The sequence below is a fragment of the Chitinivibrionales bacterium genome, assembly GCA_035516255.1.
Taxonomy (GTDB): Bacteria; Fibrobacterota; Chitinivibrionia; order Chitinivibrionales; family FEN-1185; genus FEN-1185.
Genome location: DATJAL010000002.1, coordinates 123,909 through 137,069 on the forward strand (window position 1 = coordinate 123,909; position 13,161 = coordinate 137,069).

At 53.1% G+C, this 13,161-nt stretch carries 12 protein-coding genes; 3 read left to right on the forward strand and 9 right to left on the reverse strand.

The window, feature by feature from the left end; genetic code table 11:
• The 3 genes from VLX68_01050 to VLX68_01060 are packed head-to-tail and all read right to left on the reverse strand — an operon-like array spanning window position 1 to window position 2,694.
• Window positions 1-708, reverse strand: coding sequence for a class I SAM-dependent methyltransferase (locus tag VLX68_01050; protein ID HUI90810.1), 708 nt, complete (start codon window positions 706-708; stop codon window positions 1-3).
• Window positions 705-1,646, reverse strand: a complete 942-nt coding sequence (locus VLX68_01055; protein HUI90811.1) for a glycosyltransferase — start codon at window positions 1,644-1,646, stop codon at window positions 705-707. The genes VLX68_01050 and VLX68_01055 overlap by 4 nt, the downstream gene beginning before the upstream one ends.
• Before the next feature lie 4 nt (window positions 1,647-1,650).
• Window positions 1,651-2,694: a radical SAM protein gene (locus VLX68_01060; GenBank protein ID HUI90812.1), complete on the reverse strand. Its 1,044-nt coding sequence runs from the start codon at window positions 2,692-2,694 to the stop codon at window positions 1,651-1,653.
• Window positions 2,695-2,952: 258 nt separating this feature from the next.
• On the opposite strand from VLX68_01060, the gene VLX68_01065 reads away from it, so the two are divergent.
• Both VLX68_01065 and VLX68_01070 read left to right on the forward strand, forming a co-directional pair.
• On the forward strand, window positions 2,953-3,396 hold the full coding sequence (locus VLX68_01065) for a hypothetical protein (GenBank protein ID HUI90813.1): 444 nt from the start codon (window positions 2,953-2,955) through the stop codon (window positions 3,394-3,396).
• Window positions 3,393-3,896 carry a glycosyltransferase gene (locus VLX68_01070; GenBank protein ID HUI90814.1) on the forward strand — a complete coding sequence of 168 codons (504 nt, stop codon included), beginning with the start codon at window positions 3,393-3,395 and terminating at the stop codon, window positions 3,894-3,896. The genes VLX68_01065 and VLX68_01070 overlap by 4 nt, the downstream gene beginning before the upstream one ends.
• A 14-nt stretch (window positions 3,897-3,910) precedes the next feature.
• On the opposite strand, the gene VLX68_01075 is transcribed toward VLX68_01070, so the two are convergent.
• From VLX68_01075 to hrpA, 6 genes are all read right to left on the reverse strand, one after another.
• Complete coding sequence (locus tag VLX68_01075) at window positions 3,911-4,534, reverse strand: class I SAM-dependent methyltransferase (GenBank protein ID HUI90815.1); 624 nt, start codon at window positions 4,532-4,534, stop codon at window positions 3,911-3,913.
• Window positions 4,535-4,537: 3 nt separating this feature from the next.
• Entirely contained in the window at window positions 4,538-5,572 is a 1,035-nt protein-coding gene (locus VLX68_01080) for a glycosyltransferase family 2 protein (protein HUI90816.1), read from the reverse strand.
• A 47-nt stretch (window positions 5,573-5,619) separates the two neighbouring features.
• Window positions 5,620-6,408, reverse strand: a complete 789-nt coding sequence (locus tag VLX68_01085; protein HUI90817.1) for a segregation/condensation protein A — start codon at window positions 6,406-6,408, stop codon at window positions 5,620-5,622.
• Window positions 6,399-6,779, reverse strand: a complete 381-nt coding sequence (locus VLX68_01090; protein HUI90818.1) for a Rid family detoxifying hydrolase — start codon at window positions 6,777-6,779, stop codon at window positions 6,399-6,401. The genes VLX68_01085 and VLX68_01090 overlap by 10 nt, the downstream gene beginning before the upstream one ends.
• A gap of 49 nt (window positions 6,780-6,828) precedes the next feature.
• Window positions 6,829-8,658, reverse strand: coding sequence for a glutamine--fructose-6-phosphate transaminase (isomerizing) (gene glmS / locus VLX68_01095; protein HUI90819.1), 1,830 nt, complete (start codon window positions 8,656-8,658; stop codon window positions 6,829-6,831).
• A 152-nt stretch (window positions 8,659-8,810) separates the two neighbouring features.
• Entirely contained in the window at window positions 8,811-12,542 is a 3,732-nt protein-coding gene (gene hrpA, locus VLX68_01100; protein HUI90820.1) for an ATP-dependent RNA helicase HrpA, read from the reverse strand.
• Between the two features lie 181 nt (window positions 12,543-12,723).
• Here hrpA and VLX68_01105 point away from each other — a divergent pair, with 181 nt between their 5' ends.
• Window positions 12,724-13,101 (forward strand): response regulator, encoded by a 378-nt coding sequence (locus VLX68_01105; protein HUI90821.1) that lies wholly within the window; start codon window positions 12,724-12,726, stop codon window positions 13,099-13,101.
• Window positions 13,102-13,161: the final 60 nt, after the last annotated feature.

The following is a 13,161-nucleotide window of genomic DNA, read 5'->3' on the forward strand; positions in this document are numbered from 1 at the left end:
TCATTCCCTCGGAACGGGGCGGTACAGAGAACCGTTCTTTTTTGCAATCAATAAAAAAGATTCCGCTTTCGCATGATACGCCAATTCAAGAAGAAACACGAACGGCGCCTTCAAGAGACGGATGACGAACGGCGTCTTGCACCCCATTTGCGCGCCGGTAAGCGTAATCGGTTTAAATTCAAAAGCGAAACCGTATTTTTGCGCCAACGCGGCGACGTCGTTTTTATAAAGGGCGCGCTCATCCTTGCATGGGACCACGCGGATCGGCGACCGGGGATGGTGGGTGAGGTACGTTTTCGGGTTCTGCGCGTCGGGCTCGACGGCCAGCAGCGTTCCCGCCGGGACAAGCACCCGGCCGATTTCGCTGAACACCGCATCGAGTTTTTCAGCGACATGGTGCAGGGTGTTGATGGACAATACAAGGTCGAAAAAGCCGTCCGGATAGTCAAAACGTTCCGTGACGTCGCCGACTTTTGCCTCCTTGAAGTAACGCTGAGCCACGGCGACGCTGTTCGGCGAAATGTCGATGCCGTACCAGTCGTCCCTTTTAAGGCATTCGTTGACTTGCCCGGTGCCGCAGCCGATGTTGAGCACACGAACATCATGGGGGACTATTTCATCTATTTTTTTTATAGAGGCAACCGTATATAGATAGGAATGGTGGCCGCGGGCCATTTCGTCGAAGATGTCTTTTTGTTCTGTTTTCACGGAAGGCGGTTTGTCTCAGAGTTTTTAAAAAGGCCTTTCACGATCCCCCAGCTGTACGGCCAGATGATGACCCAGCGCGCGAGCCAGCGGGTCAGGCCCTTCCATGCGGACTTGAATGCGATCATCCAATGCACCAAGGTGGCCGCTAATATCACACCCGCACAAATTGCTCCCGTATAAAAATTCACCGGCAGGGAAACCACACTCACCACCATGAGCAAGGCAAGGACAGGAATGCACAGCGTATAATACCACATGAAATTCCTGATGCCCGCGGTCTTCATCATGATGACGATATCAAATCCCATCATGACCGTCTGGCGCAGGAACCCGAGCAATTCCGCTTTGTAATGATGCCGAGCGATAACGCCGTCATCAAACCATATCTTGTACCCGGCCTCCTGAAGTTTCATGGAAATATATACGTCTTCTGCCGCCATGAGATTGACCTGGAGCCAGCCCCCGATCTTTTTAAGCGCGTCGGTCCTGAAATAAGAATTCCCGCCGATGACGCCGTCGGTATAGCCGGTTTTTTTTGTTTCAACTACAAACCACATATGATGCAGCCAGCTTGAGAAGTTGTGCCGGCCTATCATGGGATGAGCGCCGGTGCCCGCCGCCGCCTCGGGTTTTTCCGTGAAAATATTCTTGATGCGCCGCACCCAGTTTTCATCAAGCACGCAGTCGGTATCGGTAAAAGCGAGGATATCAGTGTTGCAACGATGGAGCGCGGTGTTGCGCGCGTGAAAGAGTTTTATTCCCTCGTTGGGAAGGACTTTAACGGCGAAATTATGTAAGAATGGCGGCAATGGCTTTGACACGTCATCGAGGATCAAAAAAACGGAATCCGGCTTTTCGGTTTGGCGGGCTATGCTGTCAAAACATTCCTGTTGCAGGCTACTGGCGTTTTTAGCAGACAATGCAAGCGTGAGGGTCATGGGATTAAATAAAATCCAGTTGTGCGATGTCCTTGATCATCATCTGGTGCATGAGTTCGTTGTACACGCCGAACCTGCAGTCGAGGACGTTGCATTCAGAAACTTTTATGTTTTTTATGGCGTCCCAGTGCCGCTTTGAGTACCATATTTTTGAAAGCGGCTGCTTGAACAGATTGCCGAAGCAGTGCGTTTTTTTGCGGTGGCGGTAGTAGCAGCAGATAAAAACATCGCCAAGCGCGTCAATCATGATCTGGACCGGCGAAAGCCAGCACTTCATGGTAATGTTTGCACGGCGCACGCTGCCTACCACCGACAGCCGCGGGTACTTGTCGGCAAGCCTCGTGATGCGCGCCTGGATTTTTTCTTCACTGCGGCCGAGGCCGAGCGATTTGAAGATCCGCACGCTCTTGAATTGCAGAGAATCCACGCAGAGCCTGTTGGCGAGCGCCGCGGCCTTTTCGATTTCCTTTTCGTTGAGCATTGATACGAGGAACTTGACGCTGAGGGTGACCTTCGAGCGGTATTTTTTCCTGAGCCGCACCAGCGTTTTAATGTTTGCGATAACGGCATCGAAACCCGAGCGGCCGCTCTTGGGCCGTTTCACCTTGGCATAGGTTTCGGCTGTCGCGGCGTCGAGGCTGATGCGGATGTAAGAAAGGGTCTTCACCGCGATTTCGGCCAACCTCCCGCTAAGGTTGGTGCCGTTGGTGAGAAGGCCCGCGCTTATCCCCTTTTTTCTCAATCGCAGCAATGCTTCCCCAAAATACGGATTGAGCGTCGGCTCGCCGCCGCCGCAGAATTCCACGCCCTTGACCCCGATTTTCGCGAGCTGGTCCACCACCGAAAAAAGCTGTTTCTTCGACATCATCGTCGCGATGTTCCGGTTGTCGTCCTGATATTCGCACCCGGGGCATGCCTGGTTGCAGACATATGTCGGATAGACAATAGCGGTGCGTGGGGCCGGCATTTTATGCGCGAGGATATTTTTCGCCGATTCGTAATGGGAAAGGATCCTGGTATGAAGGAGATTAAAAACTGAAACAGTCATGATTCCTCGCGATATTATTTGCCCTGTAAAAATAACACGTGCATGGTTCAAAACGATACGACGGAACGGGTAATTTTCGTCACGTCGATCCCGGATTTTTTATTTATTTTATTCTGCCAAGCACGGTTTTTGCACGTTATGGCATGAATATATTATATAATTGGAGGATCCTTATTGTCTATATTTAAGAAACGTCCGGCCATGGTGTTTTCGACGGCCGCTTTCTCCTCAATGGCAAATATCTTGGACAGGAATCACATGAATATCATCTGCGTGTGCTCGCACGGAGGCCATCTCGTTGAAATGCTGGAGATCATAGACTGTTTCAAAGGCCATGATATTCATTATTTCACCTACAAGGAGGAATCAACCAAAGACCTGCCCAATGTGCATTTTTTTGAAAACATCGCATTAAAGCCGTTGTTATTCATTTCGACAATGCTGCGGATAATCAGGCTGTATAAGGCCATAAAACCGAAACTTATTGTCTCTACCGGCGCAGAGCTTGCTCTCCCCGCTTTTCTGACAAGCCTGCTCTTTCCCGGCGTGCGCCGTATTTACATGGAATGCAGCGCCCAGGTTTATACACCGTCGCTCACGGGAAAGCTCGTGTATCCGATCACCCATCTATTTATTGTGCAGTGGGACACCCTTCTGAAGAAATACGGGAAAAAGGCGCGATACGTGGGAGGTCTTATTTGATTTACGTTACCGTCGGCAATCATTGCCAGGGATTTGAACGTCTGATAAAAGTAGCCGATACTCTGGCCTGCAGGATGACGGAAAAGTTTTTCGCACAGATCGGGTATTCCACTTACCTGCCAACCCATATGGAATTTGTGCGGTTCGAACCGTACCATGAATCCATAGAACATATCAGGCAAGCCCGTTGCGTCATTTCACATGCGGGAATCGGCACCATCATCAAAGCGAAAAATTATAAAGTGCCCATGGTGATCGCTCCGAGGCGCAAGGCGTTCGGCGAGCATTTCAGCGACCATCAAATGGAAATCACGACGAAAGTGACCGACGAGAATCGGCGTTGGATCAGCATTGCCGAACCGCTTAACACACTGGAAACCCTCGTGCGTCAGGCGATTGAAAAACGCCCGGTGTGGGATGAGAAAGAAATGGCCGGCCGCGCCGCCATTGTCGCATTGATCAAGGATTTTGTCTGGACGACCGCCGCGGGAAAAGCCTGAATCCCATGTCGTTTCTAGCACGCCTCGTAAATGACATGCATTTCATGATGGGTAAAAAAGCGGCCCAGCCAGGAGAAATTTCCCGGAAAGAAATATCGTTTGGCAACGCGGAAACGATCCGGCGGCCATAAGCCGTTGCTTTTGAGGTACGCCTCGGTGACAAAGATCCGGTGCGAGGCATCAAAGGCAAAGCCTTTCCTTCCGGGAACGACCACAACAATCCTCCGGATGGCGAGCCTGGCGCACGACGAAAAAATTTCGCGGAGAGCCGCAGCGGGATCGGGCATGTGTTCAAGCACATGCGACAGAACGCAGGTGCGGAACCGGCCGGGATGCAGGGAACGAAATGAGTATTTGTCAATGTCAGGGTCATATAACCGCACCGGAAGTCCGATTTTTTGACAATGGGCAACCGCGGCCTCGTTGACCTCGAGGCCCAGCGAACCATCGGCAAGGCGGCTCAGCAGCTCGCCGGTCCCGCATCCGACATCGAGCGCCGGGCCTTCAACTTCACTGAGGAGCCGGTGTAGGTAGCATTGTCGGACAATAGCGCGCAATGCGCCGCGGGGCTTGAGCTGGTACTGCGCATAGGAGTCGCCGTAGTCGGACGACGTACCGTGAGAACGCGTGTCGTTCATTGATTACTCGTACGCCGCCATTTCGCGCAGCGAGATGGCGAAACGAGAAAACAGTTGTTTGAATTCCATAGGTCCAATCCTGCGTCGCGATACAATAGAACGCCGTTTTTTCATCATGGATGGAGCCATCCATAATGCGGAGCAATGGGCTTTGATGAGAATAGTCAAGCCTGTAAAAAACGAATAATTGTCCCTGAAGCGCGAGAGCGCCCCCCGTTTTTTAGCGAGTGACAGCCAGACCTGTAAACAATACCGCGTCATTGATCCAAAAAACGCCGCGGTAATCGCGGAAACCGGAAAGCTTTTCAGAACAACGCAGATCCTATTGCGTTCAACGTAAAAGGCCTTGAAAGGGGAGTAGCTTCCCGCGGCTTTTGAATGAATGTGGTAGGCGCGGGCTTGGGGTGTAAACACGCATTTCCAGCCGGCGAGTTGCTGCCGGAATCCGATGTCGGTGTCGTTGCAGTACATGAAGAAATCTTCATCGTAGGGCCCGATGTCAGCGAGCATCTCCCTTTTGTAAAGGCAGCAGCAGTCGCTCGCGCAAAACACCTCCTCGGTATTGGAAAAACGCTCCGCGGGCGAAAGGCGGCCGCGCGCGCAGGCAGAGCCGTCGGCGGCGATGCTCAGGCCGCACGCCTCGATGGTGCCGCGCCGGTCGTACAGCATGATCTTGGAGGCGCACGAGCCGGCCCGGGGAAACGATTCGATGGCGGAAACCATGGCGGCGATGCATTCCCGGTCGAGCACCGCGTCGCTGTTGACAACCGCAACATACCTACTGTCCGAAAAGGCAATGCCGGTGTTACATCCCCCGGCCCAGCCGGCGTTATAGCCGTTCTTGACGACGGCGACGCCGGGATGCGCCGTGGCAAGCGCATCCGCGGATCCGTCCGACGAACCGTTGTCCACGACGACGACGGAACAGAACGGGTACGTCTGGCTAAGGCACGAGGCGGCGCATTCCATCACAATGTCGCCGCCGTTGTAATTCACGATGACGATGAGGACGGTGGCGTTGGATGCTGTGGCGGCCATAGAGGTCTTTTAAAAGAGGAGGATGTGCCGATGCACATTTCCGATTGTCAATTATTCATCGCAGGCTGCTCGGAATCCGGTGCAGGCTCCTTTTCCGGCCGCCTCTTCACGAAGATGCCCCCGAACTGCGTTTCCTGCCGGAATATGATTTCCTGCATCTTGATGAGCTCCAAAAGGGCCATGAACGTCACCACCAGCACGATCCTGCGCACATCGTCGGCAAAGAGTTCCTCGAAAGGTATTTCCCGGTCGTGGTCCATCATGCCGAGGATGTGCTCGATGCGGTCATCGATGCGGACCATGTCGTGGGCGATGGTATGGTGAGACGCGTCGGCGGAGGCGGCACGGTCGAGCACGCGCTTGAACGCGGTGATGAGGTCGAACACCGTGACCGCGCCCGCAACGAGGCCGTCGTCCGCCTGGGAAAGCGGGGTGACGGGCTCGGCGTTGCCGCGGGTGAAGCTGCCGATCTGTTCCGCCTCAAAATGGCGCAGCGAGAACGCCGCCTCCTTGTATTTCTTGTATTCGAGGAGCTGGGCGATGAGCTGTTCCCTGTTGTAAATTCCCTCCTCGCCCTGGACCTGTTCTTGTTCCGCGGCCGGCAGCAGCTCGCGCGCCTTGAGGCGGATGAGCGTGCTGGCCATGTAGAGGTATTCGGCGGCGATGTCGATGTTGAGTTCGCGCATCAGGTCGAGGTATTCGAGGTACTGCTGGGCGATAAGCGACACCTGGATCTGCGTGATGTCGACCTCGGCTCGGTTGACAAGGTAGAGAAGCAGGTCGAGCGGGCCCTCGAACAGCGACAGCTTCACGAGGTATTCCTGTTTCACCTGCATGCGACGGCCTCGATCTCCACCAGGACGTTCTTGGGCAGGCCGGCCGCCTCGACCACCGACCGCGCGGGCTTCCAGCCGGACAATCCCTTCTCGTAAACCGCATTAAAGGCCTGAAAATCAGCCATTGACTTTAGGAAAACGGTTGTCATGACAAGCGCAGACGCATCAAGCGACTGTGAGGCCAGAATCGCCAGAAGATTTTTCAAGGCTTGTTCCGCCTGTTCTTGAATCGTGCTTCCAACGATCGCGCCCGTTTTCGGATCAAGGGGAATTTGTCCCGAAATGAAAATAAGCGGCCCCGTGTCGATTGCCTGGGAATAGGGGCCGATTGGTTGCGGGGCCCGTGGTGTTAGAATGATTTTTTTATCCATTCACCTTTGTTCCACTTTGTCGCTTTTACTTTTTCACTCCGCTTCTCTTTTACTCCACCGTCACGCTCTTTGCCAGGTTCCTCGGCTGGTCGATTTCGCATTTCCGAACCGCCGCGATGTGATAGGCGAGGAGCTGGAGCGGGATCACGGATAAAAGCGGGCTCAGCATGGGAATCGTGCAAGGAATGTAAATCACATGCGCCGCGTATTTTTTGATGTTGGTGTCACCTTCGGTGGCGACCGCTATCACCTTGCCGCCGCGCGCGTTCACCTCCTGGATGTTTGAAAGCACCTTTTCATAAACGCTGTCTTTGAGCGCGATCACGACGCTGGGCATGTCTTTGTCGATGAGCGCGATGGGACCGTGCTTCATTTCAGCGGCAGGATAGCCCTCCGCGTGGATATAAGAAATTTCCTTGAGCTTGAGCGCGCCTTCGAGCGCAACGGGAAAATTGTAGGAACGACCGAGGTAAATGAAGTTGTTGAGTTTAGAATAACGCTGGGCGATTTTTTTAACCGCATCGTTTTGCTTGAGGATCATCTTTATCTGATCCGGGATCTCCATGAGCGCCTTTGCAATGGTGATCCCCTCGTCGTGGGAAATCCTTCTCATGCGGCCGAGAAGGAGCGTGAGCAGGGCCAGCACGGTGAGCTGCGACGTGAACGCCTTGGTCGAGGCGACGCCGATTTCCGGGCCCGCGTGCAGATACACGCCGCCGTGGGTTTCGCGGGCAATGGACGATCCCACCACGTTGCAGATACCCAGCACGGTCGCGCCTTTGTTCGCGGCCTCGCGTAGCGCGGCGAGCGTGTCGGCGGTCTCGCCCGACTGGCTGATGACGAACACCAGCGTGTGCGGGTCGATGATCGGGTTTCTGTAGCGGAATTCCGAGGCGTATTCGACTTCGACGTTGACGCCGGCGTGTTCCTCGATCATGTATTCGCCCACGAGCGCGGCGTGCCACGAGGTTCCGCAGGCCGCGATGACGATGCGGTTGATCTGGCGCAGCTGCTGCAGCACCAGGTTCAGGCCGTCGAGACGGGCCGCGCCCTCGTCGACCAGGAGCCGGCCGCGCATCGCGTTTTTCACGGTCTCGGGCTGCTCGAAAATTTCCTTGAGCATGAAATGCTTAAACCCGCCCTTGGCAAGCGCCTCGGCGCTGTAGTCGATGTGATGGATCTCGTGCGCTACAATCTTTTTGTCAAGGTCCATGGTGGTATGTTCCTGGCGGTTGAGCTCGACAAGGCTTGAATCCTTGAGGTAAATGACCCGCTTTGTATACCGCACGATGGCGCTTGCATCGGAGGCGAGGAAATATTCGCCGTCGCCGACGCCCACCACCAGGGGTGAACCGCGGCGGGCGCCCACGAGTTTGTCGGGGTTGTCCTTGGCAATTACGGCGATGCCGAAGGTGCCGTCCACTTCGGAAAGGGCCTTCGACACCGCCTCGACAAGATCGCCTTTGTAATATTTCCCTACCAACTGGGCAAGGACCTCGGTATCGGTTTCCGACCTGAATGAGACGCCCTCTTTCGTAAGTTTTTCCTTGAGGATGGCGTAGTTTTCAATGATGCCGTTGTGGACAAGCGCGATTTTATTCGCGGCATCGGTATGAGGATGGGCGTTTGCCTCCGACGGCACGCCGTGGGTCGCCCACCGGGTGTGCGCAATGCCGATGGTAGCGCTGTTTTTTACCTTTTTGTCAATAAGCGCCCGAAGCTGCTCCACCTTGCCCTTGTTTTTCCAGACCTGAATAGTTCCTTTGTCAACAAGGGCAATGCCCGCGCTGTCGTACCCTCTGTACTCGAGCGCCGAAAGACCGTCAATGAGAACGGGATATGCTTCCCGCATGCCGATGTATCCGACAATTCCGCACATGATTTACCCCTTGACGATAAAGCAATTTGTTTAAATTTTATTGATTATAATATAAATGTTTTTAGATCATAGATTTGAGGAATAATCACGCCCTAAACAACCGTATGTGCCATATATTTCACATCGCAAATTCTGTTCCAATCAAAAGGGGTTTAATCCTTTTTAATGGCACAACCGGTCAATTTCTCCAACTTTTCATCAAGACGCTTCTGGGAGACAGGAAAAAGCGTTTTGACTTCCTGCTGGGCAAAAAGGGAAATTTTGAATTCTTCAACCATTAACGCGAATTCCAGAATGCCTTTTTGATGTTCTGATGAAGAGGGCGATGCCTGTTGCAGATACGAGTCTGCCCTTTCCGTATAATCCAGCGCCGTTTTGTGTTTCGGAAGATACTTTCCGATATCGGAAAACGTCCGCTGAATTCTATATGAAAATCCCCTGAGATATCTTGGAAAATTGATCACCAGAGTATAATCCGCCGAACCGGTTGATAACAACTCTAAAAATCTTATTAGCTCCCTCGCCAGCTCTCCGGCGATTTTTACATGGCCTTTTGAGGGATATTTTTTCAGGCTGTTTTTCATCATGGATTGCAAACCTGGATATTCCCGGCCGAAATGTTGAATGCTGGAAATGAGTTTGTCCCCGCCCGCAGCGATTTCCCTTTTCACCCTCGCTGCCATTTTTTCAAAATCCGATTTTTTCCAGACGGAAAGTGATTCTTTTCCGAAGCAATGGTTTTTAAGAAGATTGAGCAAGATATCTTTTACATCCTTTTTTTTATCAAGGGAAAGCTGCAGCTCCAGGTTTTTCTCAACTTTAATTTCTTTTTCAAACCAGGCAAGTTCTTTTTCAACCGAAATTTCGAGCAGCTTTTTCACACCGTCCGGATGATAGTTTGCCCGCTCTTCTCTTGAGGTAAAAACGAGGCATTCCACGGCGCCGCATTTTTCCGCGAGCCCTTTGAACCCGAAAACGGGGAAACCGATTTTTGAGGGAATGACCTCCATGATATCGGGCAAATCCCCAAAATCCCACGAAAATATGTTTTTTCTTTCCCATTTGCCAATAAACTGATGCCACAACGCGGAATTACCGTTGCTTGCCGTTGCTCCGGCGCCTTTTTTAACCGCGATCTTGACCATTAGATGCGGCGGAAGGTCATGGATGGGGAGGGATGAAGGATCAAGCGTGATTCCATTTAATTTTTTTATCGCATCACAGACGGCCGCAATAAAATCCTGACCGCAGAAAACAAGCGATGAGGCGATTTTCTGAGCGGTTTCCGGAACAGGTTCCAGCAATTTTTTTATGGATTTTGGAAGATTCCCGAGGAGATATTGGATTCGAGGCGCGAACAAGCCGGGGACGATCCAGTCAAACACGGTGTCGTTGACATAGGAGAATTCCGATGACGGAACATGCGCCGTGGCGCCGTCAAGTTCCGAGGAGGGATCGAATTCGTAGGTAATGGGAAAGGCAGCCGCGCCGATGACGACGCTGTCGGGAAAAAGCGCCGCTCGCGCGGTCATGGCTCCCTTCAGAACGTCTGATTCTTTCATGTAAAGAAATCCGTCCGAGCCGTTTTTATTAACGACCGCGTTCAATTCATGGACGGAGGTGATATTGTCGAGGCGGCTGGAATAAAACGAATATACCGATTCATCGCCCGCATAAATCCCTCGGGTGCGGAGCTTCTTCTCGACGTCGCTGATGCTATTGCAAAGTTTCTGGTTATGTTGAAAAAATCCATGATGGGTGCGCAGCTTTCCCGCAACCAGGCCTTCGCGAATGAACACTTCCGCCGCCTCCTTGGGATTAATCCTGCCGTATCCAACGGTCCTTCCGGCAACAATGACAAGGCCGAAAAGGCTCACCGTTTCCTTTGCCTTGACGCCGCCGGTCTCCTCGTCAAAAAACGGCTCGCTGTACCTGCGGTTGCACAGATGCGGTGCAACCGCCTCGAGCCACAAGGGATCAATGGACGCGCACGTGCGTGAGTACAGCCGCGAGGTTTCGACAAGTTCCGCGGAGACGATCCAATCCGGTTTTTTCTTGAACAGCGCTGAACCGGGAAAGACGAACGCCTTTCGCGCTTTTGCGATATGATAACTGCCGTCCTCGTTTTTATTGCCGATATGCGAAATAAACCCCGCCGTGATGCAGCAGTGGATCTGCTCATAGGTGACTGCTGGAGATCTTTCAAGGACACCTTCTTTTTTTGTCACCACGCCCAGGAGCTGCTTATGAATGTCCTGCCATTCGCGCATGCGGACAAATGAAAGAAAATTTTCCTTGCAGAATTTTTTCAGCTGCCCAAAAGATTTTTTTTCACGCCGGTCAAATCCGCACGTATTCCATAATTTGAGATAGAAAAGAAAATCAGACATGGGATCGGTGCATTGAGCGTGCGCCGCGTCGGCCGCGTCTTTTTTGTCCGACGGCCGCACGCGCATGTCCTGGATGCACAGCGCCGAAGCGATCACGGTTATTTCGGGGATGCAGTGCCGGCGATGCGCCTCGATGATCATGCGCGACAGCGCGGGATCGAGCGGAAAGCGGGCCATGCTCCGCCCGGCGTCCGTGAGATTTCTTTTTTCATCAAGTGCGCCGAGTTCTATAAGCGATGAATACCCGTGCGAGACAGCCTGGCGCGCCGGCGGTTCGAGAAACGGAAAATCTTCAATTTTGCCGAGGCGCAACGATGCCATGGAAAGAATGACCTGCCCGAGGTTGGCGCGCTGGATTTCGGGCATGGTGAATTGGGGCCGCGAGAGCAGGTCCTGCTCCGAATACAGGCGCACGCACACGCCGTCCCGCACACGGCCGCACCTGCCCGCGCGCTGGGCCGCGCTCGCCTGCGACACCGGCTCGACCGGCAGGCGCGTAATGCCCATGGAAGGGTCAAATCGCTTGACGCGTGCGAGACCCGTGTCAACAACGTACCGGATGCCGGGTACCGTGATGGACGTTTCCGCGATGTTCGTGGCCACCACAATTTTTTGTTTGTCAATTTTTCTAAATACCGAGGTTTGGTCGGCCAGCGGCATTCGTCCGAAAAGCGGAACCACGAGGCCGCCGCCGAGCCGCCCCTGCAGAAGGTCCTTGGTTTCAAGAATGTCACGCTCGGTGGGCATGAAGACGAGGATGTCGCCTTGATCAGGCTCCCGGAGAATCATGTCAACCGCATCAGCGGCAGCATTGATAAATGAGGCATCGCTTTCGTCGTCCGTCTTGTCCGGAAGGTAAATTGTTTCCACGGGAAAAAGCCTTCCGGATACCGTAATGACCGGTGCATTGTCAAAGGCCTTTGAAAACAGGGCGGTATTGATGGTCGCCGATGAGATGACCAGCCGGAGCCCGGGCCGCCGCGGCAAAAGCATCTTGAAATAACCTAGAAGAAAATCGATGTTGAGGCTGCGCTCGTGCGCCTCGTCGATGACGACGACGTCGTAGCTGTTGAGAAACCTGTCGGTTTGAAGCTCGCGCAGGAGAATGCCGTCGGTCATGAATTTTATTTTCGTTTCCGCCGAATCACGATCGTTGAAGCGCACCTTGTATCCCACAAAAGTTCCCAACGCGCAAGAGGCCTGCGAGGCCGCAAAGGCGGCCACCGAAGTCGCCGCAAGCCTGCGCGGCTGGGTTATGCCTATTTTTCCTTTTTGTCCATATCCTGCTTCAAGGCACAAAAAGGGGAGCTGCGTGGTTTTTCCGGAACCGGTTTCGCCGGCGACAATAACGACCGGTGATGACCTCAAGGCGCGGATTATTTCGTCCTTCTTCTCGTAAATCGGCAGGGTTGCTGCAAAAGAAAAATTCATGGCATGCCTGGAAAGGTCGCGGAAAAAAACACGCGCGGCGGGCTGCGATGCGTCCGACCGCACGTATAAAAATCACTTATGTTGACCTGCGGTAGTAATAATTTTATGGATCTCCCACCATAAAATGCGTATGAATCCGTAGTATGCATAAAGGAGGGGTGAAGAGAAAAAACTGTTGCATTGCCTCGGCACGAGTGATACAATTTAAAATCACCGGGAATGCTTCACAAAGAGGATTTATTGAATGAACCGCAGGCTGGAAGTCGTCGTTGTTGACGATGAGGAACAAATCACCGAGCTCCTGAAGACCTTTATCCAATGCATCACGCAGGAAATTCGGGTTCATACCTTCAACGACTCCGTTGACGCGCGGGCATATATCGCCAAAAACCCGGTTGACCTGCTCATCACCGACTACAAGATGCCCCGGTACGACGGGCTCCAGCTTATGGAGTCCACCCCCTCTGCCGTGAGAAAGATCATGATCTCCGGATATGTTTCGGAAATTGCCGAAGAAAAGCTGCAGAAACTCAACGCCACCTTTTTCGAAAAACCCGTTCCCCTGCGCGCGCTTGCGAAAATCATTTCGGAGCAGCAGGAGAGAATCAAGCACTCTTCTTAGGTTGATGCACCGAAGAGATTGTCTTGCGCCCCGACTCACCGTAATCAGGAAGGAATCGGC

Excerpts from the sequence above, each read along its gene's own strand:
- glmS (HUI90819.1), bottom strand. The coding sequence starts at position 8,658 with ATGTGCGGAATTGTCGGATACATCGGCATGCGGGAAGCATATCCCGTT.
- VLX68_01075 (HUI90815.1), bottom strand. The coding sequence starts at position 4,534 with ATGAACGACACGCGTTCTCACGGTACGTCGTCCGACTACGGCGACTCC.
- VLX68_01060 (HUI90812.1), bottom strand. The coding sequence starts at position 2,694 with ATGACTGTTTCAGTTTTTAATCTCCTTCATACCAGGATCCTTTCCCAT.
- VLX68_01105 (HUI90821.1), top strand. The coding sequence starts at position 12,724 with ATGAACCGCAGGCTGGAAGTCGTCGTTGTTGACGATGAGGAACAAATC.
- VLX68_01090 (HUI90818.1), bottom strand. The coding sequence starts at position 6,779 with ATGGATAAAAAAATCATTCTAACACCACGGGCCCCGCAACCAATCGGC.
- VLX68_01055 (HUI90811.1), bottom strand. The coding sequence starts at position 1,646 with ATGACCCTCACGCTTGCATTGTCTGCTAAAAACGCCAGTAGCCTGCAA.
- VLX68_01080 (HUI90816.1), bottom strand. The coding sequence starts at position 5,572 with ATGGCCGCCACAGCATCCAACGCCACCGTCCTCATCGTCATCGTGAAT.
- VLX68_01085 (HUI90817.1), bottom strand. The coding sequence starts at position 6,408 with ATGCAGGTGAAACAGGAATACCTCGTGAAGCTGTCGCTGTTCGAGGGC.
- VLX68_01065 (HUI90813.1), top strand. The coding sequence starts at position 2,953 with ATGAATATCATCTGCGTGTGCTCGCACGGAGGCCATCTCGTTGAAATG.